We start from the raw sequence: 26,323 nt of genomic DNA, 5'->3' as shown, positions 1-26,323 counted from the left end.
GTCATGCACCGTCCTTGTCGTGAGTGCTGTCGTCCTCGTATCCCTGGCTCACTTCGACGATCACCCCGTCGGGGTCGCGGACCCACACGGTCCGCCAGCCGCAGATGAAGTCGTCGAAGTCCAGCGGGCCCAGGGTCACTTCCGCCGCGTCGCCGAGGTCGGCCAGGAACGCGTCCACGCTGTCGGTCGCGAACGCCAGGTGCCGCATCGTGCCCGGAGCCTGCGGCCCGTCGTCGTGCGCCGGCCGGGCCGGCTCGCTGTCCGCCGCGAAGAGCTCCAGGTAGGCGTCCCCCTTGCGCAGGAACACGATCTGCGACTCCCCGAGGTCGACGACGCGGGCCCGGGAGAAGCCGAAGTGGCGGGTGTAGAAGTCCTCGGTGGCCTGCTGGTCCCGGCAGTTCAGGCCGACGTGCGACCAGACCATCGGCCGGTCCCCGGCGCCGCCCATCAGGGCGCACCCCCCAGGGGTGGCCGGGGGACGGTCCCCCGGCCCCGCCCCGCGGCGGTCAGCTCGATGATCCGGCGGGCGAACAGGTGGTGGTGGGCGCCGGTGCGGCCGGTGACCAGGTCCCCGTCGACCACGACGTCCTCGTCCACGTACTCGCCGCCCATGTTGCGGACGTCGCCGATCAGGTTGTTGTGGCAGACCACCTTGCGGCCGCGGACCTTCCCCGGGATCGAGGACGCCAGCCACATGCCGTGGCAGATGATCCCCTTGAGGACCGCCGGCTCCTCGAAGGCCCGGCGCAGCAGCTCGGTGGCCGGGGCGAGGACGTCCACGTCCTCGGTGTAGCGCAGCCGGTCGGCCACCATGCCGGACGGCACGATGAGCGCCGCGTACCCGCGCAGCTCCTCGTCGGTCAGTCCCTCCAGGGACCGGTCCACGGTGAGGGGGGCCCGGTACTCGTGCCCGGTGAAGGTGAGGGAGTCGTTGCCCCACAGCCGGGTCAGGAAGTGGACCTCGGCCCCCTCCTCGGCGAACCGGTGCCGGTAGTAGAAGATCTCCGGCTCGTAGTAGTCGCTCTCGACCAGGACCGCGATCCGGGTCCCGGACAGTGCGCCCTCGCGCAGGACGGCGTCAGGCACGGCGGGTCCCCCTCAGGAAGTCCGCCGCGCGCTCGGCGATCATCGCGATGGCGGTGTGGCAGTTGCCCGACGGCACGGCGGGCATCACGCTGGCGTCGACGACGCGCAGGTTGCGTACGCCGTGCACCCGCAGTTCCGGGTCGACGACGGCGAGGTCGTCGATGCCCATGCGGCAGGAGCCGGCCTGGTGGTGGTAGCTCTCCGACTTCTGCTTCACGAAGGTCCGCAGGTCTTCGTCGCTCGCGCATTCGGGACCGGGCTGCAGCTCCTGCTTGTACCAGGGTGAGAACGCCGAGGTCGCGAAGATCTCGCGGGCGATCCGGACGCCCTGCACCATGCGTTCGAGGTCCCACCGGTCGCCCAGGTAGTTCGGGTTGATCAGCGGGTGGGCCAGCGGATCGGCGCTCGCCAGCCTGATCCAGCCGCGCGAGACCGGGCGGACGACGCCGGGCAGGATGGACACGGTGTGGGGGTGGTCCTTGCCGACGATCACGTCGAAGGGGACGTGCACGAAGGCGATCTGCAGGTCGGGGGCGGGCAGTCCCGGTCGTGAGGACAGGAACAGAGCGCTCTCCGACAGGTTCTGCGCGGGCGGCGGGAGCTCCTGGGTCACCTCGGCCATCAGGCCGGTCAGTACGTGGTTGTGGAAGTTCTCGCCGACCCCGGGCAGGGCCGCGGTGACCTCGATGCCGTGCGCGCGCAGCTGCTCGGGCCGGCCGAGGCCGGAGAGCAGCAGCAGCTTCGGCGACTCGATCGCCCCGGCGGCCACGACCACCTCCCGCCGGGCCCGTACGGTGTGCAGCCCGGGTTCGGCGGCACTGCTGTGGCCGTCGCGGACGGTCCGGCCGGGACGGTCGACGGGCGCCTGGAGCTGGACGTAATCGACGCCCGTGCAGGTGTCGCCGTCGAAGAGCAGCCGGGTGCTCTGGGCGTGGGTGCGCAGTGTCAGGTTCGGCCGGTCGAGGGCGGGCTCCAGGTAGGCGGCGAGGACGCCCTGGCGGCGGCCGTCGGCCACGTCGATGTGGTGCCAGCCGGTGCCGAAGAGGCCGCGTCGGGGGCCGTCGGTGTTGAAGTCGGCGATCTCCTCGTGGCCCAGCTCGACCGCCGCGTCGATGAAGGCGCGGGAGACGGGATTGGGGCCGTGCAGCCCGGCGTTGGTGACCCGCTGCGGGCCGAGGGTGCCGGTGGTGGGGGCGGTGGCGTCCTCCTGGCCCTCCAGCAGGGCGAAGTAGGGCAGCACGTCCTCGTACGCCCAGCCGGCGGCGCCCTGGTAGGCCCAGTTGTCGAAGTCCGAGGCGTGGCCGCGGATGTGCATCATGATGTACAGGTTGCTGCTGCCGCCGGGGGCCTTGCCGCGCGGCTCGTACGTACGGCGTCCGCCGAGCCCGGGCTGCGGGGTGCTGGTGTAGCCCCAGTCCAGGGGGCCGCCGAGGAGCTTGTACCAGGAGGACGGGTCGTCCACCTCGGGCGGGATCCGGGAGCCGCCCGCCTCCAGGACCAGGACGGAGACGTCCGGGTCCTCGGAGAGCCGGTTCGCCAGGACGCTGCCCGCGGTGCCGGATCCCACGACGATGTAGTCGTACTCTTCCGCGCTCACCTGTGCCCCCTCAGTCCTGGCTCAGGACCTGGAAGGGGACCGTGTCGTGGTAGTTCGCCATGTAGGCGATCTTTCCGTCCACGATCCGGAAGAAGTTCATGACCTCGGCCTCGACGGGCTCTCCGGAGGCGCTGACCGCGGTCAGGTGGGAGACGGCGGCGGCCTTCTCGCCGTCGACGAGGAAGTGCACGGGCTCGTTGCGGAAGACGCGGTACATCGTCCCCATGCCCTTCATCATCGAGCGGAGCACTTCCAGGCCCTCGATGTGGCCGGCGAGCTGCTCGTCCATGACCTGGTCGTCGGCGAACAGGTCGCACCAGCGGTCCCAGTCCCCGGCGTTGGCGTACTCGTAGTACTTCTGCAGGATCTGTCGTGCGTCCACAGCGCTCATCCCCCTATCGGTCCCTGCGGGTTCCGTCCGGCGCGAACGGCGCCCAGAACTGGCTGAAGGCGGCGGCCGTGTCCCCGAAGAGCCCGTCGCGGCCCTCGACGATCCGGCCGTCCCGCCACCGCATGAAGTGGAAGACCGGGTAGTCCATCCGCTCGTACGGGGATCCGCCCGCCCCGGCCGGGCCGGCCCGCCGGGCGACGTTGCGGCACAGGTCCGCCGAGCAGTCCTCGCCGACCAGCACCTCTTCGAGGTCCATGCGGAAGGTGCCGCCGGTGAGCTTGTGGGTCTGGCCCATCAGCTCCAGGAAGGCGTCCAGGCTCTCGTACCAGCCGGCCAGGGGGTGGTTGCCCGGGACCAGCCAGCGCAGGTCCTCGGAGTAGTACTCCAGGATCCGGGCCCGGTCGCCGGAGCCGAGGGCGGCGTAGGCCGCCCGGACCCGTTCCGGTGTCACGTCGGTCATCGTCGCTTCTCCTTCACCGCGGTCGGCGGTCGGCGGTCGCTCTTCGGCGGCCTGCGGTCGGCGGTCGCTGTTCGGCAGTCGGGTCGGCGGTCACAGGGAGCCGGAACCGGGCATCGGCGCCAGGCCGTTGACGGTGTACTGCTTGATCAGCGGTCCGTCGGGGCCGGCGACCACGGTCCAGGTCTGGTCGGCGTCGAAGCCGAGCCACTGGCTGCGGGCGGCCGGCGGGTCCCAGATCTTGGCCTGCCAGTTGACGAGGACCCGGACGGCGGCCCGGTCGCCCTCGACGACGGGCTCCACCTTGGTGACCGTGTGGACCTCGTCGAAGAAGCGGTGGGTGACGGCCTCGTACCAGCGGCCGAAGCCGTCGTGGCCGAGGAAGGTGTCCTCGGGGACCGTGAACTCCAGGTCCTCGGTGATCATGGCGAGCACATCGGCCGGGGCCGCGTGCTGGTCCAGCGCCGCGTACCAGTTCTCGGCGAAGGTGCGGATCGCGTCCTCGGTCAGCTGCCGCTCGGCGGGCATGCGGTCTCCTCCTGTTCCGTCGGTTGCGTCGGTTGCGGTGCGGTGCCGTCAGATCTGCACGTCGACGAGGAACGGTCCGGGGTGGGACAGCATCCGGCCCACCGCGGCGACCGCCTCGTCGGGCTTCTCCACCCGCATCCCGCCGGCGCCCAGCGAGCGGGCCAGCCCGGCGAAGTCGATCTCGGGGTGGGAGAGGTCGAAGGAGCCCGGGAAGTCGTGCTCCGGGATGTCCCGCTCCCGCCAGTACTGGGTGATGTTGTCGTCCAGCAGCCGGTACTTGCGGTTGTTGCAGACGACGAACTTGGCCTCGATGCCGTGCCGGGCCGCGGTCCACAGCGCCTGGTAGGTGTACATGGAGCCGCCGTCGCCCGCGAAGCCCACCACGAGCCGGTCCGGACGGGCCAGCTTCGCGCCGACCGCCCCGGGGAGGCCGACGCCGAGCGAGCCGCCCCGGGTGAGGTGGTAGTCGCCGGGGCGCTCCGCCGGCAGGTACCGGGTGACCAGCGGCGACGTGGTCAGCGCCTCGTCGAAGACGATCAGGTCCCCGCCGGTGCGCTCGGCCAGGGTCCGCAGGAAGACGCCCATCGGCGTGGTGTCGTCCTCGCCGGCCGCTCCGGCCGCCCGGGCCCGCTCCCGGGTCCGTACGTCGAGCCGGGCGGCCGCGGCGGCCCGGCGCTGCGGGGTGAGCTGCCGCTCCAGTACGCCGGCCAGCGCCCGCAGCGCCTGCCGGGGATCGGCGGCGAGGCCCAGGTCCACCGGGTGGTTCTTGGCGATCTCATAGGCGTCGAGGTCGATGTGGACGACCTTCGCGCCCGCCCGGAAGGGGCTCTCCAGCTCGGGGAACACCTCCGGGAAGACATAGGTGCCGACGATGAGCACGCCGTCGGCGTCACCGATCAGCTCCTTGCTGCGCGGGCCGAACATGTGGCCGGTCTGGCCGCGGCGCAGCGGGTGCGAGGCGGCGATGTTCACCTCGGAGGAGTCGACCTCGTACACGTCGGCGCCCAGCAGCTCGGCGACGGCCGCGAGTTCGCGCTGCGCCCCGGAGAGCGCCACCCCGTCGCCGACCAGGACGACCGGCCGCTCGGCGGAGGCCAGCAGTTCGGCCGCCCGGCCGATCGACGCCGGCGAGGGGGCGACGTCCGTGAGCGGGACCGCGGTGGGCAGGACGGGCTCGGAGTTGGGCTCGTCCAGCACGTCCATCGGCAGGGCGACGAACACCGGCCCGCGCGGCGGGGTCAGCGCGATCTTGACGGCCCGCCGGACGGTGCGCAGCACGGACCGCGGGTCGGTGACGCGGGTGGCGTACTTGGTCACGGGCCTGGCCATCGCCACCAGGTCGGCTGCCATCTGCGCGTCCATGGCGTCGTAGCGCACCCCGGCGTCGCCGGCGACGACGACGAGCGGGGTGTGGCCGCGCAGCGACTGGTAGAGCATCCCGATGCCGTTGCCCAGGCCCACGCCCGAGTGCAGCTGGAGCAGGGCCGCGCCGCCGGTCGCCCGGGCGTACCCGTCGGCGATCCCGGCGGCCACGGTCTCCTGGAGGGCGAGGATGTAACGGAAGTCCTCCGCCGCGTCCACCGCGTCGAGGAATCCCTGTTCCACCGTCCCCGGATTTCCGAACATCACCTTCAGGCCGTCGGCCTTGAACTGCTCGATCAGCCTTTCCCGTCCGGGAGTGGCTTCCATGAATTCCCCCTCGACCTTCGATTTCCCGGCGCTTTCCGGGACTACCAGCCGTACCGGGTGAGCCCGTCCTCCAGGACCTCCACGATCTTCTGCCCCGTGAGATAGGAGTCCGGGGTGGAACGTCCGGTGACGAAGGGGAAGTCGACGATCACCGAGACCGGTTTTCCGAAGTTTCCGTGATAGGCGCCGCGCGGTCCCGTCGCGTCGCGCAGGATGTACTCCAGCGGATACGGCGGCGGCCCCATGTTGAAATCGGTACCGAGGAATCCGGTGCCGTCCTTGTAGTCGTACTCCTTGCAGTGGCCGGTCACGTGCTTGCCCCGGATGATGCTCCTGCGGTCGTCCCAGTCCCGGGCGAAGGCCAGGCAGGCGACCCCGTAGCACTCGGCGGCCACGACCTTGCCGGCCTTGTGGAAGGCCAGGATCAGGGCGTGCACGCGCTCGTTGTTGGCGAGGTCGGCGATCGGGCCGCTGCCGCCGACGATGAGGATCGCGTCGTACCCGGCGATCTCCGCGTCGAGTGCATCGAGCTCGCGGTGGTACTGCTCCAGCTTGGGCAGGTAGGCCGCGTCGCTCGTGTACGGACGCTCGGGCACCCACGCCTCGATGTCGAGCGGCGCGTCCAGCCGGCTCGACTGCTCGAACTCCCGACCCAGCCGGGCGTTCTCCTCGGTGGTCACCGAGCGTCCGAGCGGGGGGTCGATGTAGTTCGCGTCGAGGCTCGGCGGGAGAGCGTGCGCACGCTTTCCGGTCGGCGTGGCGAATATGACCTCATAGCCCTGCTCGTCGAACTTCGAGACGGGGCCTATCAGTTCCTCGGCCCAGTAACCGTGTTCGGAGACAATGACCAGAATCTTTCTGCTCACGTATTCCTCCAGGCGCCGCCTGTTGTCGTTGGCGTCCCCCACACTGGCCGGGCCCGGAGCCTGCGTCAAAGCGCCGGCATGCGACTTCGTGAGGTAGCGGGACAGCTGACTGCGGCACGTCAGGAAGTCGCGCGCGAACGTCATGAAGTAGTGCCAGGACTAGGTGACTTCGGCCGAATCGGTGAACCATTTCACGGGGCCCGCCCTAAGGTCTGGACGCGCCGTGAATCGCGGGCGCGCGAAGTACGAGGAGAGGGACGGCGACGATGACGATGGACCTGTTGTGCACACACATCGATCGGATACGCCCGGTGGAGCCCACCGCGGTGGGCTGCGAGGAGTGCCTCGCCGCCGGCGACACCTGGGTGCACCTGAGGCTGTGCCTCAGCTGCGGGCACGTCGGATGCTGCGACTCGTCGAGGAACCGTCACGCCACCGGGCACTACCGGACCACCGAGCACCCGATCGCGGCCTCCCACGAGCCCGGCGAGGACTGGGCCTGGTGCTACGCCGACCAGCTGATGCTGGACCCGGCATGAGCGCGGCCCCGGGGAGCTCGCCCGCGCCCGCCGCCGTCCCCACCGCCTCCCCGGCCGCCGCGGGGCGCGCGGAGAGCCGCAAGCCGGTGATCCTGGCCGTCGACGACGACCCGCAGGTGCTGCGGGCCGTCCGCCGCGACCTGCGCAGCGCCTACGGCGACCGCTACCGGGTCCTGGGCGCCTCCTCGGCGGCCGACGCCCTGAAGATCCTCGACTCCCTCGACGAGCGGGGCCACGATCCGGCGCTGTTCCTGGTGGACCAGCGCATGCCGGACGTGACGGGCGTCGAGTTCCTGCTGGAGGCCGTCAGCCGCTTCCCCGACGCCCGCCGGGTGCTGCTGACCGCGTACGCCGAGACCGACGCGGCGATCACCGCGATCAACCGGGTTCGGCTGGACTACTACCTGCTCAAACCGTGGGACCCGCCGCACGAGCGCCTCTTCCCGGTCCTGGACGACCTGCTGTCGGACTGGCTGGCGACCTACCGTCCCGCCTACGACGGCATCATCGTCGCCGGGCACCTCGTCTCCCCCGGCACCCACGCCGTACGGGACTTCTTCACCCGCAACGGCCAGCCGTTCCGCTTCCTCAACGTCGAGCGGGACCCGGAGGCGCTGACACTGATCGCCGCCCAGCCGGACGCGGCCCTGCCCCTGGTCCGCTTCCCCGACGGAGCGGTGCTCTCGGCGCCCACCGACACGCAGCTCGCCCGGCATCTGGGCCTGGCCACCACCGCCTCGCGCCCGCACTACGAGTGCGTCATCGTCGGAGCGGGCCCCGCAGGGCTGGCGGCCGGCGTCTACTCGGCCTCGGAGGGGCTGTCGACGCTGATGCTGGACTCCCGGGCCCCCGGCGGCCAGGCCGGCACCTCCAGCCTGATCGAGAACTACCTCGGCTTCCCCTCGGGCCTGTCCGGCGGGGACCTGACCCGCCGGGCGACCATCCAGGCCTCCCGCTTCGGGGCCGAGATCCTGCACCCGGTGGAGGTGGTCTCGCTGACCCGGGACGACCCCGCGAAGATCCTGACCCTCGCCGACGGCACGGAGATCTCCGCCGAGACGGTCCTGCTCGCGACCGGAGTCTCGTACAACCGGCTCGACGCGCCGGGCGCCGACCGCTTCGAGGGGGCCGGGCTCTACTACGGCGCGGCGACCACGGAGAGCTCGGCCTGCATCTCCCAGCACGTGTTCATCGTCGGCGGGGCCAACTCGGCGGGACAGGCCGCCGTCCACTTCGCCAAGTACGCCGCCCGCGTGACGATCCTGGTCCGCGCCTCGTCCCTGGACGCGAGCATGTCCCGCTATCTGATAGACGAGATCGGACGCACCCCCAACATCGAGGTCAGGGTCCGCACCACCGTGGTCCGGCTGGACGGCGCGGAGCACCTGGAGCGCCTCACCCTCCACGACGCGCGGACCGGCAAGGACACCGAGGTCGCCGCCCGCTTCATGTTCACCTTCATCGGGGCCCGCCCGCACACCGACTGGCTCGCGGGCGTCGTCGAGCGGGACGAGTACGGCTTCGTCCTGACCGGCTCGGACCTCATCGCGAACGGCGGCGAGCTCCCGGCCGAGTGGAGCCTGGAACGGGCGCCCTACCCCCTGGAGACGAGCGTGCCCGGTGTCTTCGCGGCGGGCGACGTCCGCGCCCACTCGGTCAAGCGGGTGGCGTCCGGCGTGGGTGAGGGGGCGATGGCCGTCTCCCTGATCCACCGCTACCGCTCGATGGGCTGAGAGCGAACGCCCCGGGTCTTGTGATCAAGAGCACACCCGACGCAACGTTGATTACATGATTACAGAAGAACAGAGCGCACAGCTCCGCGCGTGGTTCGCCGAGCGCCTGCCGGTCGACGTGTACGAGTCCCTCGACCCGGTCACCGTCGACCGCGAGGAGATCACGGTCGTCGGTACGATCCCGGCGACCGAGTCGGTCCGGGAGTTCCGCGAACGCACCCGCGAACAGCGCATCGAAGTCGCCCGTGAAGCCGAGGAGCTCTACCGCCGCAAGGTCGCCTGGGGCGTACGGGTGGGTGACGGGACGACCCTCTTCACCCACCTCGCCGTCCCCGTCATGACCCGCCTGCGCCAGTCCGAACGCCAGGTCCTCGACACCCTGGTCGCCGCGGGCGTGGCCCGCAGCCGGGCCGACGCACTGGCCTGGTGCGTCCGCCTCGTCGGCCGCAACACCGACAGCTGGCTGGCGGACCTGCGCGACTCCCTGGACCGGGTCGGCCGGGTCCGCGCGCAGGGCCCGGACGTCTCCGGTCCGGCGGACTCCATGAAGTCCGGGTCCGATTGAGGAATCCGCCCCATGGAGCGGCGTGATCGCGTAAGGCTGGCCGGGACCTACACCCAGGGAGAGGTACGCACCGTGACGACCACCGTCGAATACATCCGCTACCGGATCGCAGGGGACGACCAGGAGGCCTTCGAGGACGCGTACGCCCGGGCGGCCGAGTCGCTGGCCGCCGCGCCCGAGTGCATCGACTACGAACTGGCCCGCTGCGAGGAGGAGAAGGAGCGCTACATCCTCCGGATCCGCTGGACCTCGGTGGAAGCCCACCTGGGCGGCTTCCGCAAGGGGGAGCACTTCCCGGCCTTCTTCACCGCGATCCGCCCCTACGTGACGGCGATCGAGGAGATGCAGCACTACCACGTGACGGACGTCGTGGGCACGGGGAAGGGCGCCGCACAGCGATGAGCACCACACCCACCATCTACGAGTGGATGGGCGGGGCGGAGGCGATGAACCGCCTCACCGACGCCTTCTACGCCCACGCCCTGCAGGACGAGATCCTGGCCCCCGTCTTCGCGGGCATGGACGCCGAGCACCCGCAGCACGTCGCGGTCTGGCTCTCGGAGGTCTTCGGCGGCCCGGCGGACTACACCGCCCACCACGGCGGCCACCAGCACATGGCCACCAAGCACCTGGGCCGGGCGATCACCGAGCAGCAGCGCCGCCGCTGGGTGGACCTGCTGATGGACACGGCCGACGAGGTCGGCCTCCCCACGGACCCCGAGTTCCGCGGCGTCTTCGCCTACTACATCGAGTGGGGCACCCGCATGGCCCTGATCTACTCGGGCCCCAACCCCCCACCGGTCGACGCGGCCGACATCCCGGTCTGGACCTGGGGCCAGACCCCGCCATGGATCCCGAAGACGGACTGACCCCACCGAACCGGGTGGCTGTACCACCCGGTTCACCCCGCCGCACCCTCCAGCCCCGCCGGTGCTTGAGGCGCTCTTTCAGCCCCGCCGGTGCTTGAGGCGCGGGGTCCGGGGCGGAGCCCCGGCGGCCGGCCCGCACCCGGACTCCGGCGCGGCCAGCACCACCACAAGCCCGGCCTCCCCACGCCCCTCCCTCCAGAACGCAACGGCCTCCTCCAGCACCTCCACGAACGTCTCCCACTCCCCGGGCCGCGCCCCCGCGTACCCCTCCCACGACGTCACCACGACGACCCACCCCGCGCCCCCGGCCCCGGCCCCGGCCCCGCCCTCCGGAGCCAACCAGGACAGATCCCGCAACGCGTCCGCCAACGCGTCCCAGTTCCCGCCGCCCCACTCCGGCAGCCGCAAGGCACCCCCGCACCGCCGCATCAGCTCCGCCTTCCCCCGTACGCCGTCCAGGTCAAGCCGTACGGTCGTCCGGCCCGCCGCCTCGGCCGCCGCGAGGGCCGGGGCGAGCGGCTGCGGATGCAGGGTCATCGGAGAACCGCCTTGAAGGTCTCGTAGTGGTCGTCCGTGTAGTAGAACTCCCCGCCCCCGCCCGTCACGATCCGCCGGGCCCCCCGATCCCGCTCCCCCGGCGTACGCACCGTGAACTCGTGGTAGTAGCCGCGCTTCTGCCGCGGCAGGGCCTTCTCGAAGTTCCCGAAGACGGCGCCGTCCTGCCGGTACGGATACGGCCCGCCCCGGTCGATGAGCGCGAGGACGTCCCGCGCCTGCCGCGGCAGCTCGTCGGCCCGTACGACGGCCATCCCCCGGGCCCAGCCCGGCACACCGCCCGTCTCGGCAGCGGCGGCGCTGCTGCCCCCGACGGCGGAGGGGCCGCGTTCCTGCACGCCGCAGCCCGCCGAGGCGACGAGCGCGATGCAGAGGAACACGGCCCCCAGCGGACGCGACAGCCGTCGGCGCATGGTCCGGAAGATCATGCGCCGATCGTGCCAAATATCCGGTTCGTCCGCGAACCGCTCGATGGTCGCGTCAGAGCACGGCCATCTTGCTGTACGGACTCAGAATGCGCTTCTGGACCGAACCGAAGTCGACGAGAACGGCGATCCCCTCCTCGATTCCGACGACACGGCCGAGACCGTGCTCGTCGTGGCTGACCCGGTCGCCCACGCTGAACTGCCGGACGGGCTGTTCCACGGGCGCCTTGAACGGGCTGGACGGCAAATGACGGCGAGGCACTGCTGATTTTGTCATCGCACCCAGTATGCGCCCGGCGGGCCGATGTGCGGCGGCCCTTCGGATCTCGATCCGGGCACCATCCGCACCACGGCCCGCGCCGCGCCGGTTCGGGCCACCCCGACGGGTCGCCCCGGCGGGTCGTCCTGAGAGGCCGTTCCTACAGGTCGTCGGGGTCGGCCCGGTCCAGGGCCGGCCGCAGCCCCGGAGCCGACTCCGTCAGCAGGTAGTCGGCCACCGCCGTATCGGTGACGAGGCTGGTGACCAGCCCCGACCGCAGCACCGCACCGATCGCGGAAGCCTTGCGCAGCCCGCCCGCGATCGCCACGACCTCGGGGATCCGCCGCAGCCGGTCCGCCTCGACGGTGATGCACCGCTCGCCGAGGTCCCGGCCGACCCGCCGGCCCTCGGAGTCGAAGAGGTGGGCGGACATCTCCGCCGCCACGCCCAGCGAGGCGTAGTGCGCCCGCTCCTCGTCCGTCAGCATGTCGTGGACGGTCGAGATGCCCGGCTCCCAGGAACCGATGGAGACGGCCGCGACCGTGACCTTGTCGAAGTAGTCGAAGGCGCGCGCGATCCCGGTCTGGCTGCGCAGCGCCGCCGCCGTCGCCGGGTCCGGCAGCAGCATGGGGGCGTAGATCGGGTGGGCGTCGCCGCCCGAGACCTGCGCGGCCCTGCGGACGGCCTCCACCGAGCCGCGCTCCGCGGTCCCCGCGTCGTACACGCCCGTCAGCTGCACCACGGTGCACTGCGGCAGCCGGTGCAGGGAGGCGGCCATGTGGATGGTCGAACGGCCCCACGCCAGCCCCAGGACGTCGCCCTCGCTCACGAGCTCGCCGAGCAGGTCGGCGGCGACCGCGCCCAGGTTCTCCGGGTCGGGCGCGTCCTCGGTGGTGGCGTCGGCCGGCGACTCCACGACGACGGCGTGCCGGAGGCCGTAGCGGGCCCGCAGCGCGTCCGACCGCTCGGCGTCGAGCTCGGCGGGGACACGGATCTCGATGCGCACGAGGTCGCGTTCGAGAGCGGTCTCCAGGACCCTGGCCACCTTGAAGCGGCTCACGCCGAACTCCTCGGCGATCTGGATCTTGGACTTGCCCTCCAGGTAGAAGCGGCGGGCCATGGCCGCCGCCTGAACCAGCTCCGCGGGTCCCATCCGCAGGGCTGACCGTCCCGCCGACATTGCAGACACCGCGTTCTCCTCACTGCTGTTCACACTCTCGTGTTCACACTCTCGACTCGCCGTTCATCCTGTCAGATCCGACGGCCGTTGATCAGCCTGGACAGCTTCCGTTCACCGAGCTGTCCACCAACGCGCGGTTCAGTGGTCGCAGGCCCACGGCGCCGCCGCGATCGCCGCACCCGCCTGGTCACGCAGCGTACGGACGGCCGCCGCCGGATCGACCGCCCCGTACACCGCGCTGCCCGCCACGAAGACGTCCGCGCCGGCCTCGGCGCAGCGCTCGATGGTGGAGGCCGAGACCCCGCCGTCGACCTGGAGCCACAGCTCCAGACCGTGCTTGGCGATCAGCTCCCGGGTACGGCGGATCTTGGGGAGCATGATGTCGAGAAAGGGCTGGCCGCCGAAGCCGGGCTCGACCGTCATGATCAGCAGCATGTCGAGCTCGGGGAGGATGTCCTCGTACTGTTCCACGGGGGTCGCCGGCTTGAGCGCCATGGAGGCCCGCGCGCCCTTGGCCCGGATCTCCCGCGCGAGGCGGACCGGCGCCGCCGCGGCCTCGGCATGGAAGGTGACCGAGCCCGCGCCGGCCTCCACGTACTGCGGCGCCCAGCGGTCCGGGTTCTCGATCATCAGGTGCAGGTCCAGCGGGATGTCCGTGGCGCGACTCAAGGACTCCACGACCGGCATGCCGAGGGTGAGGTTCGGGACGAAATGGTTGTCCATGACATCGACATGCAGCCAGTCGGCCCCCTCGACGGCCTTCGCCTCCTCGGCGAGACGGGCGAAGTCGGCGGACAGGATGCTGGGATAAATCTGAGCGGCCATGCCCCAAGCCTGCCATGCCAACAGCCCCTTCCGGCCACGACCCCGCAAGTCGGATCCGCGCTCCGCGCGCAACCGGAGGCGTCTGTGACCAGCCCACGCGGCCTGCCACCGCCGTCGTGCGGGAGCGCGTGGCGATCTCGGGCCGCCGGGCTTCGTCCGACGCCGCTGACCGCCCCGTCTGTGCCTTTCCGGTCCGGCCCGTTTCGCAGGGACCGGCCCGCACCGGAGAGGCGATGGGACTGACGGGAAACCTCCAGCTTCCGACCACCGGCCTCGCATCGAACAGGTGGGCGGTCAGGCGGGCGGCGCGCCGCGCAGGTGGCGCAGCAGTACCTCCAGGGCGGCCCAGTTCTCGGCGGTCTCGGCGTCGCCGAGTGCGTAGAAGAAGCCCGGCCGGGCTGGCGGGCCCAGTGGCACCGGGCGTTCCTTGAGCGGCGTCCTGCTCGCGATGTCCCGCCCCGCCTCCTGGACCTCGGCAGGGCCGAGTACGAAGGCGTACGGCAGCGGCGGGTTCTCGTAATGGGGCGGGGTGCTGAGGTCCCGGCGGGCTTCGCGCAGCTGGCACAGCATGGTCTTGAGCCCGTACCGCGTCACCAGCCCCTCGGCCAGCCCCGGAAGGGCCTCCAGAGGGAGTTCCTCGCCCGGGCCGTAGCCGACCGTGAGGGTGATGTCCTCCTCCACCCCCTCCGGGGTGCGGATCACACGCAACGTCGCGACGGCGGGCCGGTCCGGCGTGCCGACGACGACGGTCCAGGTGGATTGGGGGGCCCGCTCGTGGGCCAGCTCGGTCAGCTGGCGCCGCGACCACGTCAGGCCGGCGGGCTCCGAGGTCCCCCAGCCGGCCGGAAGGCCGCCCGTCAGCGCCTGCCAGGCCGCTTCGAGCGCACCGCCGAGAACGAGGTCCGCCGTCGGACGGTGCAGGGTACGGAAGGAGATGCTGAGCTGCTTTTCACCGCTGGGCTCGGCCTGTGTGAACGCGTCCGCCACCGGAGTCTCGCCGTTCTCGCCCCCGGCCGGGGCGAAGGCGTCGTCCTGCCAGGTGAGCACGGCACCCGTGAGGCCGTCGTAGTAGCCGCACCGCTCGTCCTGCACCACCCAGCGTGAGGGCATCGACTGCAGCAGCAGGCGGGTGGGCATCGAGAGGCGGCAGTGCGGCGGGGTGACGATCTGCAGGGACCGATCGCTCTCCACTGTGGCCCGCAGTACCTCGGAGAGCCAGCTCGTCATGGGGACGACCGGACGGTCCTGGAGGACGACGGCGGCCCTGTCGGTGAGCATGTCGACGGCCGGTTGGGCTGCCGCAGGCGCAGGCACGGCGGTGATGCCCGACAGATCGACCGGGCGGGCCGCGCCGACGGTGCCCGGGGCGTCCGGCGGCCAGACCCGGCCGCCCAGGAGCATGGTCAGACGGGCCGCGAAGGCTCCGGCGAGCTGCTCGGCCTGCGGTACGCCCGCGGCGGCCCGGGCCTCGACCCACCACGCCGGCCCGCCGCCCGACAGCTCGGCACCCGGCCCCAGCAACCGGACCGCCTCGCCCGGCACCTGCAGCATCAGCGGGACCTCGATCGAGACGAGCGGCCGGCCCTCGGTGTCGCAGAGCTGGACGACGGCGCCCTCTCCGGCGGCCTCGACCAGCAGGTCCGGGCCGCCCGCGAGCAGGCCCGCCAAGACGCTGAGCGCGTCCGGCATACGCTCGGTGAGCGCGATCACGTCCTTGGTCATGCCGTGTTCCTTGTCGTCATGTCAATCGTGCCGAGCAGTTGCCGACAGTCCGGCGCGGTCCGACCTCTGATCTCGTTGATTCGTCGCCCTCCGGCCGAACGCCGCATCGGGCCGATCCGGACCTGGGGATGACGGACGCGCAGCCGATCGGGAGATGGCGGATCGGCGTGCAAACGGCTCACGAGGCGAGGAGCGCCTTGGCCCGGCGGAGGGGTCGTCCTCCTCCAACTCCACGCGTTCCGCGCCGATGTCGGTGACGATCCGCCGCAGAACCTTCGCCCACTCACCGATGAAGTCCCGCACAGGGACGACGACACCACCGCGCTCGGCCAGCAGCGACTCATGGCCTCCGAGCGTGCTGTGCCAGTCCGCCCGGACCCTCAGCGCATCGCCCTCGCGGACGATGGCCCGGGCCGTACCACCGCACGGCAACCCCCCGGCGGTGCCTCCGGGCCGGCTGTCCCGGTCGCGAACAGGGCTGCCGTCAGCACTGAACCGTCATGCCCCGAGGTATTCGCGGATTCCGGCCAGCGGATCGCGACCGTGCTCCTCGGCATACTCGCGGCGGCGCGAGTCGGCCTTCTGCGGATTTGCCAGGCAACAGTAGTCCCAGAAGTCGACCAGTACGCGGAACGCATCGTCGAGCGTGTATTCGCCCTGAACGTGTTCGACGAAATAGTTCTCCACCCGCACGCCCCGAGGGCCGATGGTGACCGTGTGCGCGTTGCCGTCCAGGTCCTCCGGGGTGAATCCCTGCTGTGCCTTCGCCTCGGCAACCAGGTCGATAGCCTCCAGGACGGACAGCGGCGAGAGCTGGATGTCGGCCGTGACCCACTGCCCCAGGATGTTCAGCTCGGCCGGGCCCGAGTAGGAAGGCGCCCCGAAGGCGTCCTCGACGTAGTACTTGGTGCGGATCACTGCTCTGTTCTCCTTTGCGCTCACTTCGGCATGAGCGGGTAAATGGTCTTCGCGTCGCCGGTGATCGGGTCGAAATATCCTTCGAACGTGATTCCCTTCCAGTCCCCACGCCATTTGTTCGTGGCGGCGTCGACGACCCGGCCGTTCTCGAAGGACTTTTCCATGGCGCGCCTGACCTGCTTTTCCGACCAACCCGGCGGGAAGAAGGTGGTCTTGGCCCGCTTCATCACCATCTCCCCGGTGCGCGGATCACGCATCCACACATTGCCGGTGGTCAATCCCGTCCTGTGATCGATCTCGATGATCCTCGGGACCTTCACCATGTAGGGGTTGAGATCTCGGCCATCGGGTCGGAAGTGGTAACCGGACACCTTGGGGTTGCCATTGCGATCGTACTTGAGCTCCCCCCGGATAACGTGCTCGAAGGTGTGCTCGGGGATACGACCGCCCTTCGGCAAGGGAGGGAGCTCCTCCACCGTCGGGGGATCCTGTTGGGGAGTGGCGGTGTCCCCGGTGTGCCCCGACCCCGAATCCGCGCCCGTGCCGGGGTCGGCGGGGTCGTGGGCCGAGTCGCCATGACCCGCAGGGTCATGGGGATCGCCGGCGTGACCGGAACCGGAACCGTGACCCGCGGGGTCATGCTGGCCGGTGCCGTGGCCGCTACTGCCGGAGGAGCCGCCGCCGGCCCCCGTGTGCGGTGTGCCGTGCCCGGCGCCGGAGGAGGTGTGCCCATGGTCGTGCGCCGGAACATGAGCCGTCGGCCCTGCCCCGGCATGCCCGCCCGGGGCGTGCGATCCACCGCTGGAGTGAGCGGGGTTTGTCGGGTGGCCCGTGGAGTTCTCCACGCGGCTGGGGCCGCCCGCGCCTTCGAGGACGCGCTCCTTGACCGGGGTGGGCTCGTGGGTGTTGGGCAGGTCGTCCTTGTGCGGCTCCCTGACGGGCTCGGTGTCCCGGACGACGTTGCCGTGCTCGTCGCGGATGATGCCGTCGCGGCCGATGACGCGCTTGTTGCCCTGCGGGTCGGCGTACTCGTAACCGGGCGGCGTACCGTCGCCCGCGCCGACGGGGGGTGCGGCGGTGTCGGTCGGGTGGGGTGAGGTTCCGCCGGGCATGCCGCGGGCCATGTCGTCCACGCCCGCGCGGCTGGCCTTCAGGCCCTCCATGAAGTCGCCGACCTTGATCTTGGTGACGTTCGCGGCCTTGCCCAGGTAGCTCATCGGGTCGACCAGCACGCCCGCCTTGCCCACCGCTGTCGCGATCTCCGCGCCCACGCCCATCTTTCCGGCCTTGCCGAGCTTGAGGAACGAACCCGCACCGATGGTGAGGACGTTGAACACGACCGTGCCGCCGGCGCGCGCCGGGTCCTTGCCCCACTCGTCCCACGCGACCAGCGACTTGCCGAAGTTGCGCAGCGCGGCCTTGCTCTTCTCCCGGTCGCTGTGGTCGACCGGGCCGAACATCTTGTCCATCGCCCAGTCGTAGGGCGTGATGATGTAGCCGCTGACACCGGCGAAGACGTCACCGATCCCCGACCAGGTCTTCTTGAAGGTGTCCATGTCGAACACGTTGACCATGTTGCCGAGGCCCTTGAGGGTGCCCCAGACTCCGTCGACGAAGAAGCCCTTCAGGCCGCTGCCGACGTTGTCCTTCGTCCACTCCCACGCGGCTCGCAGGCCGGTGTACTCGCGCTCGTCGGCCGTCCCCCAAGGCGTCTCCTTGGCGTCCTTGACGTCGCTCTCCTTGAAGCCGTACATGCCGGCCTTGTGCGAACCGTCGTCTACGACGAAGTGCGTGCCGCCCACCAGCGTGGTGATCTTGTTGGCAGCGTCGCGCTCGACACCTTGGAAGGCCACCCACGTCACGCCGACCTCGCGGACGAGGCGCGCGTTCTCGTCGATCTTGCCCTGGTCCTGCTGCCAGTCCTCGTCGTCCTTGTTGTCTGCGACGAACTTCTCCGCATCGGTGCGGAGTTGCTTCATCCTGTCCACCAGCGGACGGGCGCTCGACGCGAACGTCGTCAGCGCCCCGCTGACGGACTCCAGCTTCGTGGCGAACGCGTCCGCCCTGTCCCGCACGGGAATGGTCGAGTCGAGCAGTTCCTCCTGCTCCGGGGCGTCGTAGACCGCGTCCAGCGCCTGGAAGGCGGTGTGCACGTCCCTGCCGGTGCCGCGGATGCTGGAGGCGGTCGTCTTCAGCGCGGCCGCGTGCGTCTCCAGGGTCTCCAGATTGCCGGTGAAGGTGGGTATCTTCCCGACGTCGATCACTTCTTGGGCCCCTTCAGCTCTTCCGCGGTCGGAGCTTTGGAGTACTCCTCCTGCTTGTTCTTCGCCATCTGCAGGTCGCCCTTGACGTACTCCTCAGTGGCCAGGCGCGCACCCGTGATGGACTTTCCCGTCCGAACGGGAAGGAACTTCAGGTCGCTTTCCGTTCGCTGCTGAAACTCGAGCAACGCCTGGGCCACGGGGCCGAACGCGCCTTCCTTGGGCAGCTCGGTCCCGCCCAGCACCATCGTGCCGGCCGATGTCGCGGCGCCGACCAAGCCGTCGCTGTACGAGGTGAACTCCTCCTCGAACTTACTGCCCGCTTCGGCGGTCTTGTTCAGGACGCCTCGGACGCCGCCCGGCTTGATGTCCCATGCAGACACGTTGTCCCCCGTTCTTCACAACGCTTCTCTCCAGTGCCCCGATCACCGGCGACGGCGCCGCCGCCCACCCGCACAGGTGATCCATTTCTATCAACTTGGCATTGCTGACTGCAAAGTGAATGAGGGTCATTCCGCCTGGTCGGCCGTCTCTGTCACGGAGTTGTGACAAGGCGCGGGACAGCCTCTCGCCATCTCACGACCGCACCGTGCAGGCATCGGCCGGCAGGAGCTGGACCTCGACGTCCCAGCCCGGGCGTAGTCGTCGGGGTCGGTGGCGTCTTCCGCCATGCACCGGTCCTGGCGCAGTCGTGACACGAGGCGAACACATGGCGTCCGTCCGCAGACGCCCACTGAGGGCCGCGGAAGCCCGCAGATACGCGACGGCCCCTCGCGACAGACATCATCGCGGGGGGCCGTGGCGCACGACCGCGGCTACGCCGTGCGGCGCAGGAGGGCCAGGTACATCGCGTCCGTGCCGTGGAGGTGCGGCCAGAGCTGGACGTCCGGGCCGTCGCCCAGGGCGGGGACGCCCGCCATGAACGGTCGGGCGTCGACGAGTTCGGCGGACACCGGGGAGGCGCCCGCACCGCGGCCCTTGAGGACGTCGTCCACCACGACCCGGGTCTCCGCCAGGTGCGGCGAGCACGTCGCGTAGCCCACGATGCCGCCGACGCGCACCGCCGAGAGGGCCTGCCGCAGCAGCCCGCGCTGGAGCGGTGCGAAGCCCTCCAGGTCCTCCGGGCGGCGGCGCCAGCGAGCCTCCGGGCGGCGGCGCAGCACGCCCAGGCCCGAGCACGGCACGTCCATCAGGACACGGTCGAAGGAGCCCGGCAGCCACGCCGGACGGGTACCGTCCGCCGCGATGACCTGGTAGGGACCCGGGTTGCCCGCCAGGGCCCGCTCCACCAGCCGTGCCCGGTGCGGCTGCTTCTCCGAGGCCAGCAGGAAGGCCCCGCGCTCGGCCGCGAGCGCGGCGAGCAGCGCCGCCTTGCCGCCCGGGCCCGCGCAGCCGTCGAGCCAGCGCTCGTCGCGGCCCTCGACCGGTACGGCCGCCAGGGCCATCGCCACCAGCTGGCTGCCCTCGTCCTGCACACCGGCCCGGCCCTCGCGCACCGCCTCCAGGGCACCCGGCTCACCGCCCTCGGCCATCCGGACGGCGTACGGGGACCAGCGCCCCGGGAGCGCCGACTCCTCGCCGACCGCCTCCAGCAGCTCCTGCGGCGTGGCCCGGCCGGGCCGGGCGACCAGCGTCACCTCGGGCCGCTCGTTGTCGGCCTCAAGCAGGTCCTCGATGCCGGCGCGCCCGCCGCCCAGCGCGTCCCAGAGGGCACTGACGACCCACCTGGGGTGCGAGTGGTAGACGGCGAGGTGCTCCTCGGCGTCCTCCTCGTACGGCGGCGCGACCCGCTCCAGCCAGCCGTCCAGGTCGTGCGCGGAGATCTTGCGCAGAACGGCGTTGACGAATTTGGCGCGCCCGTCCCCGAGCACCACCCGGGCCAGTTCCACGCTCGCCGAGACGGCGGCGTGGGTCGGGATCCGGGTGCCCAGCAGCTGGTGGGCACCGAGCGAGAGGACGTCGAGCACCGGCGGGTCGACCTCGCGCAGCGGGCGGTCGATGCAGGCCCTGATGACGGCGTCGTAGGTGCCCTGGCGGCGCAGCGTGCCGTAGACCAGCTCGGTGGCCAGCGCCGCGTCGCGCGCCTGGAACTTCTCGTCCTGGCGGGCCTTCCTCAGCAGGGGCGGCAGGACGAGGTTGGCGTAGGCGTCGCGTTCGTCCACCGCCCGCAGCACCTCGAAGGCCAGCATCCGGACGGGGTCCTTCTGGGGCCGGCGGTACGGCTTGGCCTGCTTGCCGCCCGCCCCTGCGGGGGCTGGCCTGCGACGGGGCTGGCGGGGCTGTTCGCTCACGTGAAAGGTGCTCCGGGTGTACGAGTGCTGCGAGTGCTGCGGGTGCTGCGGTTCTGGGGGTGCTGCGGTTCTGGGGGTGCTGCGGTTCTGGGGGTGCTGCGCGGTGTTGCGCTGTTCAGCCTACGTCGGCCCCGCCCAGCCGCTCGCCGGGAGCGATCCGCACCCCGCGCGCCCAGTCCGCGGCGTGCATCGGCTTCTTGCCTTGCGGCTGGACCCAGAGCAGCTCGACGGCGTGCGAACCGGTGCCGACGTGGACGTTGTTCTTGGTTGCGGAGAGCGCGCCCGGTGCCAGGTCCGTACGGTCGGCGACCATGCCCAGCGAGATCAGCTTGAGCCGCTCCCCCCGGAAGACGGTCCACGCGCCCGGCGCCGGCGTGCAGCCGCGCACGACGCGGTCGGCGCGCATCGCGGGCGCCGTCCAGTCGATCCGGGCGTCCTCCACCGTGATCTTGGGGGCGAGGGAGATCCCGTCGAGGGGCTGGGCGACGGCGCGCAGGGTGCCGTCCTCGATGCCGTCCATCGTGGCGGCGAGCAGTCCGGCGCCGGCGAAGGCGAGGCGGGTGAGCAGGTCGCCGCTGTTGTCGGTCGGCCGGATCTCCTCGGTGAGGACGCCGTAGACCGGGCCCGAGTCCAGGCCCTCCTCGATCTGGAAGGTGGAGGCGCCGGTGAGCTGGTCGCCCGCCATGATCGAGTGCTGCACGGGCGCGGCGCCGCGCCAGGCCGGCAGCAGCGAGAAGTGCAGGTTGACCCATCCGTGGCGCGGGATGTCGAGCGCGCTCTTGGGCAGGATGGCGCCGTAGGCGACGACCGGACAGCAGTCGGGGTCGATCTCGCGCAGCCGGGCCTGGAAGTCCGGGTCGCGCGGCCGGGCGGGCTTGAGGACCTCGATGCCGGCCTCCTCGGCGCGTTCGGCGACCGGGCTGGCGACGAGGCGCCTGCCGCGGCCGGCCGGTGCGTCGGGCCGGGTGACGACGGCCGCGACCTCGTGCCGCCCGGAGGCGATCAGGGCGTCCAGGGCGGGTACGGCGACCTCGGGGGTGCCTGCGAAGACGAGCTTCACTGGGGGTCCTACCTCGCTATGTCGGCTGTCAGCAGCGCACCAGTCTATGGGGCGTCAGCCGGACGCCCCACCTGTGGCTCGGAGGGGGCGTGCGCAGACCCGCGCGCCACTCGCATATGCCGACGCGCCCCCACAGCGTGACCTGGGCGACGGGTGGCGCGTTGGTCAAGAGAGATTGACCGAAACGGGCCGCGTGCGAACGATGTCTGCGGCCCGATCCGCCCTTCAGCACCGGTTCGAGAGGCTTCTTCATGGCCGACCACGCCACCCACGACGCCCAAGCCCGGGCCAGCCTGCACCTCCTGGTACGGGACATCGAGCGGGTTCGCCGGCAGGTGGATGCCCTGCGTACGCTCACCGCCCAGCTCGGCAACGTGTACCGCCCGCGGCGCTCGGGCCCCTCCACCGGCTTCGTCGTCTACGGCCGGGCTCCCGCACCCACCGTCCGCCTCGCCCAGGAGCTGCGGGACAGCGTCGAGACGCTGGTCACGGCCGCCGTGGACTTCGACCGCTCGCTCGGTTTCTCGTGGGACGCGGTCGGCTCGGCCCTCGGTGTCACCAAGCAGGCCGTGCACCGCCGCTACGGTGCCCGGCGGGCGCAGTCCGCGGAGTCCTCGGAAGCGCTGGCCGAGGGGACGACGACCCGGACCATGGGGCCGCTGCCCACCGTCCCGGCCGCCCGTTCGGTGCCGCCGCAGCCCGTGCGCGAGGAGGCCCAGGCGGCCGCCACCGGCAGTGCTCCCGGACGCGCCCTCGGGGAGATCCCGCGCTCGCCCGCCTTCCCCGGTCCGCGCAACGGCTGATCCCGTCCCGCCGCCGGGACGCCGACCCCCGACGGCCGGCCCAGGGCCGCCGCCTCGCACGCCACCGCCCCGGCGGGGAGGACCGTACGGTTCTCCGCCGGGGTTTCGGCGTTCCGCGCGCGTACGGGACGGGCAGACGTCAGCGGTGCCAGGACCTCGGGCGACGTCAGCCGGGTCGGGCGCCGCCAGCGGTGCCGGCGGAGGCCGGCGAGGTCAGCCGATGTCGGGCGGATCGATCCTGACCCGCACCGCGTCCGCCGCCGGCACGCCGCGGGCCAGGCGCGCCGCCTGCGCCGACTTCAGGGCGGCCGCGAGAGCGGCCCCGCTGCCGGGCGGGACCCGGACCAGGGCCCGCTCCCCGGGGGAGGGCTCCCCGCGCCGCCCGGGCAGCGGCACCGGGCCCAGGACCTCGGCGTCGGGCGGCAGTCCGGCGCCGGCCAGGAAGGCCTCCACGGCTTCGCCCCGCCCGGCGACGGCGGCCATCCGGGAGACGGGCGGGAAACCCAGCTGGGCGCGCTCCGCGAGCTCCCGCACGGCGTGGCCCACCGGGTCCCAGCGGACGAGCGCCTGGACGGGGCGCAGCGTCGGCTCGGCGACGACCACGACCTGGCCGTCCGCCCGTACGAGGGAGGCGGCGGCGATCCAGCGGCGCAGCGCGTCCTCTCCGGCCCGCAGGTCGGGTCGGGTGAGCATGGCCCAGCCGTCGAGCAGCAGCGCGGCGGCGTAGCCGGTGCCCGCCGCCACCGGTTCGGCGCCGGGGGTGCTGACGACGAGCGCCGGCCGGTCCGGCACCTCGTCCAGGACGTGGTCGCGGCCGGAGGTCCGGACGGGGACGGCCGGGAAGGCCCGCCCCAGTTCCTCGGCGGTGCGCCGGGCGCCGACGACCTGCGCGCGCAGCCGGAAGGAGCCGCATTCCTCGCAGTGCCAGGCCTCCTCGCCGCGGCCGCACCAGCCGCAGGTGAGGTCCCGCTCGTCGGGGGCCTCCAGAGGGCCTGCGCAGACGGTGCAGCGGGCCGGTGTGCGGCACCGCTCGCACGCCAGCCGGGGTACGTAGCCCCGGCGGGGCACCTGGACGAGGACGGGACCGTTCTTGAGCCCCTCCCGTACGGTCTCCCAGGCCAGGGTGGGCAGGCGGGCGGCGCGGGCCGCCTCGTCGCGGGCCAGCAGTTCGTCGCCGACGGTACGGATCCGGGGGGCGTGGGCGCGTACGGTCTCGCGGGCCGCGACGAGGGGGCGGGCCCAGCCGGACTCGACGAGCTGGGCCGCCTCGACGGTGCAGTTGGTGCCTCCGGCGAGGAAGGCGCAGCCGTCGCTGACCGCGCGCAGTTCCAGCACCTCGCGGACGTGCGGGAAGGGGGCGCGGTCCTCGCTGTGGCTGGAGTCGCCGTCGTCCCATATCGCCACCAGTCCGAGGTCGCGTACGGGGGCGAACATCGCGGCGCGGGTGCCGACGACGGCGCGGACGGATCCGCGGTGGACGGAGAGCCACTGGCGGTAGCGCTTCTCCGGACCGGACTCGGCGGTCAGCAGGGCGTGCCGCCCTTCGCCGAGGAGGGCGGTGAGGGCGGCATCCACTCGCGCGGCGGTGCGGCCGTCGGGCAGCACGGCGAGGGCGCCGCGGCCGGAGGCCAGGGTGGCGGCCATGGCGCGGGCGAGTTCGTCGGCCCAGCCGGGGCCGGGCAGGGCGGTCCACACCGCACGCGGGGTGGCGCCGGTGGCGAGGGCGCGCAGGAAGTCGGGGCCCGCACCGTAGCGCTCCCAGCCGCCGGGCCCGGGGGCGGCGGGCGGCGGCAGCGGCTCCGGGGAGGGCTTGGCCTCGGCGCGGGCGTTGCGCGGGGGCAGGGCGAGCTGGAGCACGTCGGCGAGGCTGCCCGCGTACCGGTCGGCGACGGCGCGGGCGAGCGTGAGCATGCGTGGGCCGAGCACCACCTCGGGGGAGACCACCTGGGCGAGGGCGGCGAGGGCTCCGTTGTAGTCGGACTCGGCGCGGCGCTCGACGATGAAGCCGTCGATGAGGCCGCCGCCCTCGCGGCGGCCTCCGTGCACCTGGTGGGAGCCGGCGCCGAAGCGGACGCGGACGCGGACGCCGGGCTGGGCGGCCTCGGAGAGCTCGGCGGGCACGGCGTAGTCGAAGGTCCGGTCGAGGTGGAGCACGCCCTTGTTCACGAGGACCCGGGCGACGGGCAGCTCTTCGGCGAGCGCGGCCCCCCGCCAGGTACGCGGCTTCGCCTTCGGTGCTTTGGCCTTCGCCTCGGCGACCATCTCCCGGATCAGGGCGAGCTGCTCCGGCGGGGAATCGTTCGCGCTGCTCACATCAGCATTCTTACCAAACCGCTCGGACAGGCGGGCGCACGCGAAAGGCCCCGGACCGCGGGGTCCGGGGCCTTTCGGGACGTGGTCCTTACAGACCGGCGGCGGCGCGCAGCGCGTCGACGCGGTCGGTGCGCTCCCAGGTGAAGTCCGGCAGCTCACGGCCGAAGTGGCCGTAGGCGGCGGTCTGGGCGTAGATCGGGCGCAGCAGGTCGAGGTCGCGGATGATCGCGGCCGGACGCAGGTCGAAGACCTCGCCGATCGCGTCCTCGATCTTCTGCGTCTCGACCTTGGCGGTGCCGAAGGTCTCGACGAAGAGGCCGACGGGCTCGGCCTTGCCGATGGCGTACGCGACCTGGACCTCGCAGCGCGAGGCGAGGCCGGCGGCGACCACGTTCTTGGCGACCCAGCGCATGGCGTAGGCGGCGGAGCGGTCGACCTTGGACGGGTCCTTGCCGGAGAAGGCGCCGCCACCGTGGCGGGCCATGCCGCCGTAGGTGTCGATGATGATCTTGCGGCCGGTCAGGCCGGCGTCGCCCATGGGGCCGCCGATCTCGAAGCGGCCGGTCGGGTTCACGAGCAGGCGGTAGCCCTCGGTGTCGAGCTTGATGCCGTCCTCGACGAGCTGCGCCAGGACGTGCTCGACGACGAACTCGCGGATGTCGGGCGCGAGCAGCGAGTCGAGGTCGATGTCGGAGGCGTGCTGCGAGGAGACCACGACCGTGTCGAGGCGGACGGCCTTGTCGCCGTCGTACTCGATGGTGACCTGGGTCTTGCCGTCGGGGCGCAGGTACGGGATGGTGCCGTTCTTGCGGACCTCGGACAGGCGGCGCGAGAGCCGGTGCGCGATGTGGATCGGCAGCGGCATCAGCTCGGGGGTCTCGTCGCAGGCGTAGCCGAACATCAGGCCCTGGTCGCCGGCGCCCTGCTTGTCGAGCTCGTCCTCGTCGCCCTCGACGCGCTTCTCGTAGGCGGTGTCGACGCCCTGCGCGATGTCGGGGGACTGGGCGCCGATGGACACCGACACGCCGCAGGAGGCGCCGTCGAAGCCCTTCTTCGAGGAGTCGTAGCCGATCTCGAGGATCTTGTCCCGGACGAGCTGCGCGATCGGCGCGTAGGCCTTCGTCGTCACCTCACCCGCGATGTGCACGAGGCCCGTGGTGATGAGGGTCTCCACGGCGACGCGCGAGGTCGGGTCCTCGGTGAGGAGTGCATCGAGGATCGTGTCGCTGATCTGGTCAGCGATCTTGTCGGGGTGGCCCTCGGTCACGGACTCCGAGGTGAACAGACGACGGGACACAACGCTCCTGGGGTTGCAGCGGCTGCTGGCTGATCATTTGGCGGAACCACATCGGGGGCTGCGCCCGATCACGTTCCGGGTGCAGTTTATCGGT

The 26,323-nt window shown here is 71.9% G+C and carries 27 protein-coding genes; 6 read left to right on the top strand and 21 right to left on the bottom strand.

Going from position 1 to position 26,323, the window contains the following annotated elements:
- Position 1: 1 nt before the first annotated feature.
- From IF89_RS0120175 to IF89_RS0120140, 8 genes are all read right to left on the bottom strand, one after another.
- Positions 2–448, bottom strand: a complete 447-nt coding sequence (locus IF89_RS0120175; protein WP_030769747.1) for a VOC family protein — start codon at positions 446–448, stop codon at positions 2–4.
- Complete coding sequence (locus tag IF89_RS0120170; RefSeq protein WP_030769744.1) at positions 448–1,086, bottom strand: DJ-1/PfpI family protein; 639 nt, start codon at positions 1,084–1,086, stop codon at positions 448–450. The genes IF89_RS0120175 and IF89_RS0120170 overlap by 1 nt, the downstream gene beginning before the upstream one ends.
- Entirely contained in the window at positions 1,079–2,683 is a 1,605-nt protein-coding gene (locus IF89_RS0120165) for a GMC family oxidoreductase (RefSeq protein ID WP_030769742.1), read from the bottom strand. Before IF89_RS0120165 ends, IF89_RS0120170 begins: the two co-directional genes overlap by 8 nt.
- 10 nt (positions 2,684–2,693) lie before the next feature.
- On the bottom strand, positions 2,694–3,074 hold the full coding sequence (locus tag IF89_RS0120160; RefSeq protein WP_030769740.1) for a nuclear transport factor 2 family protein: 381 nt from the start codon (positions 3,072–3,074) through the stop codon (positions 2,694–2,696).
- 4 nt (positions 3,075–3,078) lie between these two features.
- Positions 3,079–3,534: a nuclear transport factor 2 family protein gene (locus IF89_RS0120155; RefSeq protein WP_030769737.1), complete on the bottom strand. Its 456-nt coding sequence runs from the start codon at positions 3,532–3,534 to the stop codon at positions 3,079–3,081.
- A gap of 90 nt (positions 3,535–3,624) precedes the next feature.
- The gene (locus tag IF89_RS0120150; protein ID WP_030769735.1) at positions 3,625–4,059 is read right to left on the bottom strand and encodes a nuclear transport factor 2 family protein; all 435 of its coding nucleotides are present in this window, start codon (positions 4,057–4,059) and stop codon (positions 3,625–3,627) included.
- A gap of 48 nt (positions 4,060–4,107) precedes the next feature.
- Positions 4,108–5,748: a thiamine pyrophosphate-binding protein gene (locus tag IF89_RS0120145; protein WP_030769734.1), complete on the bottom strand. Its 1,641-nt coding sequence runs from the start codon at positions 5,746–5,748 to the stop codon at positions 4,108–4,110.
- Between the two features lie 41 nt (positions 5,749–5,789).
- Positions 5,790–6,614 (bottom strand): type 1 glutamine amidotransferase domain-containing protein, encoded by an 825-nt coding sequence (locus IF89_RS0120140; protein WP_030769733.1) that lies wholly within the window; start codon positions 6,612–6,614, stop codon positions 5,790–5,792.
- 272 nt (positions 6,615–6,886) lie between these two features.
- Between IF89_RS0120140 and IF89_RS0120135 the strand changes: the two genes are divergently transcribed.
- Genes IF89_RS0120135 through IF89_RS49370 form a run of 5 tightly spaced genes read left to right on the top strand, consistent with a single transcriptional unit; the run spans position 6,887 to position 10,320 of the window.
- Entirely contained in the window at positions 6,887–7,153 is a 267-nt protein-coding gene (locus IF89_RS0120135) for a UBP-type zinc finger domain-containing protein (protein ID WP_043194173.1), read from the top strand.
- Entirely contained in the window at positions 7,150–8,886 is a 1,737-nt protein-coding gene (locus IF89_RS0120130) for an FAD-dependent oxidoreductase (protein ID WP_030769728.1), read from the top strand. The genes IF89_RS0120135 and IF89_RS0120130 overlap by 4 nt, the downstream gene beginning before the upstream one ends.
- A 55-nt stretch (positions 8,887–8,941) precedes the next feature.
- Positions 8,942–9,451 (top strand): hypothetical protein, encoded by a 510-nt coding sequence (locus IF89_RS0120125; protein ID WP_030769722.1) that lies wholly within the window; start codon positions 8,942–8,944, stop codon positions 9,449–9,451.
- A 12-nt stretch (positions 9,452–9,463) separates the two neighbouring features.
- Positions 9,464–9,853 (top strand): antibiotic biosynthesis monooxygenase family protein, encoded by a 390-nt coding sequence (locus IF89_RS49375; protein ID WP_324605341.1) that lies wholly within the window; start codon positions 9,464–9,466, stop codon positions 9,851–9,853.
- A complete protein-coding gene (locus IF89_RS49370) occupies positions 9,850–10,320 on the top strand; it encodes a group II truncated hemoglobin (RefSeq protein ID WP_030769717.1) in 471 nt (156 codons plus the stop codon). Before IF89_RS49375 ends, IF89_RS49370 begins: the two co-directional genes overlap by 4 nt.
- A 78-nt stretch (positions 10,321–10,398) precedes the next feature.
- Here the strand turns inward: IF89_RS49370 and IF89_RS38115 are convergent, their stop codons facing one another.
- From IF89_RS38115 to fmt, 11 genes are all read right to left on the bottom strand, one after another.
- Positions 10,399–10,857, bottom strand: a complete 459-nt coding sequence (locus IF89_RS38115; RefSeq protein ID WP_051807305.1) for a barstar family protein — start codon at positions 10,855–10,857, stop codon at positions 10,399–10,401.
- On the bottom strand, positions 10,854–11,303 hold the full coding sequence (locus tag IF89_RS0120105) for a ribonuclease domain-containing protein (protein ID WP_030769710.1): 450 nt from the start codon (positions 11,301–11,303) through the stop codon (positions 10,854–10,856). The genes IF89_RS38115 and IF89_RS0120105 overlap by 4 nt, the downstream gene beginning before the upstream one ends.
- 52 nt (positions 11,304–11,355) lie before the next feature.
- Positions 11,356–11,577, bottom strand: a complete 222-nt coding sequence (locus IF89_RS0120100; RefSeq protein WP_030769707.1) for a CarD family transcriptional regulator — start codon at positions 11,575–11,577, stop codon at positions 11,356–11,358.
- A gap of 142 nt (positions 11,578–11,719) precedes the next feature.
- On the bottom strand, positions 11,720–12,739 hold the full coding sequence (locus IF89_RS0120095; protein WP_030769705.1) for a sugar-binding transcriptional regulator: 1,020 nt from the start codon (positions 12,737–12,739) through the stop codon (positions 11,720–11,722).
- Between the two features lie 138 nt (positions 12,740–12,877).
- Positions 12,878–13,564: a ribulose-phosphate 3-epimerase gene (gene rpe, locus IF89_RS0120090; RefSeq protein ID WP_030769703.1), complete on the bottom strand. Its 687-nt coding sequence runs from the start codon at positions 13,562–13,564 to the stop codon at positions 12,878–12,880.
- A gap of 294 nt (positions 13,565–13,858) precedes the next feature.
- Positions 13,859–15,286 carry a DUF6177 family protein gene (locus tag IF89_RS0120085; RefSeq protein ID WP_030769701.1) on the bottom strand — a complete coding sequence of 476 codons (1,428 nt, stop codon included), beginning with the start codon at positions 15,284–15,286 and terminating at the stop codon, positions 13,859–13,861.
- A 498-nt stretch (positions 15,287–15,784) separates the two neighbouring features.
- Positions 15,785–16,204 (bottom strand): hypothetical protein, encoded by a 420-nt coding sequence (locus tag IF89_RS0120080; protein WP_030769694.1) that lies wholly within the window; start codon positions 16,202–16,204, stop codon positions 15,785–15,787.
- Positions 16,205–16,224: 20 nt separating this feature from the next.
- Positions 16,225–18,468, bottom strand: a complete 2,244-nt coding sequence (locus IF89_RS0120075; RefSeq protein WP_051807304.1) for an EndoU domain-containing protein — start codon at positions 18,466–18,468, stop codon at positions 16,225–16,227.
- Positions 18,465–18,848, bottom strand: coding sequence for a DUF6507 family protein (locus IF89_RS0120070; protein WP_030769690.1), 384 nt, complete (start codon positions 18,846–18,848; stop codon positions 18,465–18,467). Before IF89_RS0120070 ends, IF89_RS0120075 begins: the two co-directional genes overlap by 4 nt.
- Positions 18,849–19,280: 432 nt before the next feature.
- Complete coding sequence (locus IF89_RS0120065) at positions 19,281–20,756, bottom strand: RsmB/NOP family class I SAM-dependent RNA methyltransferase (protein WP_030769687.1); 1,476 nt, start codon at positions 20,754–20,756, stop codon at positions 19,281–19,283.
- A 115-nt stretch (positions 20,757–20,871) separates the two neighbouring features.
- A complete protein-coding gene (fmt, locus tag IF89_RS0120060; RefSeq protein ID WP_030769682.1) occupies positions 20,872–21,816 on the bottom strand; it encodes a methionyl-tRNA formyltransferase in 945 nt (314 codons plus the stop codon).
- Positions 21,817–22,067: 251 nt separating this feature from the next.
- On the opposite strand from fmt, the gene IF89_RS0120055 reads away from it, so the two are divergent.
- Positions 22,068–22,619, top strand: coding sequence for a hypothetical protein (locus IF89_RS0120055; protein ID WP_030769679.1), 552 nt, complete (start codon positions 22,068–22,070; stop codon positions 22,617–22,619).
- Between the two features lie 213 nt (positions 22,620–22,832).
- Here the strand turns inward: IF89_RS0120055 and IF89_RS0120050 are convergent, their stop codons facing one another.
- On the bottom strand, positions 22,833–24,932 hold the full coding sequence (locus IF89_RS0120050; protein WP_030769677.1) for a primosomal protein N': 2,100 nt from the start codon (positions 24,930–24,932) through the stop codon (positions 22,833–22,835).
- Positions 24,933–25,020: 88 nt separating this feature from the next.
- On the bottom strand, positions 25,021–26,229 hold the full coding sequence (gene metK, locus IF89_RS0120045) for a methionine adenosyltransferase (RefSeq protein ID WP_030656249.1): 1,209 nt from the start codon (positions 26,227–26,229) through the stop codon (positions 25,021–25,023).
- Positions 26,230–26,323: the final 94 nt, after the last annotated feature.

The organism is Streptomyces sp. NRRL F-2664, from assembly GCF_000719345.1.
Lineage (GTDB): Bacteria > Actinomycetota > Actinomycetes > Streptomycetales > Streptomycetaceae > Streptomyces.
Note: the sequence above shows the minus strand (reverse complement) of the source record. Positions and strands in the feature narration are given on the sequence as shown.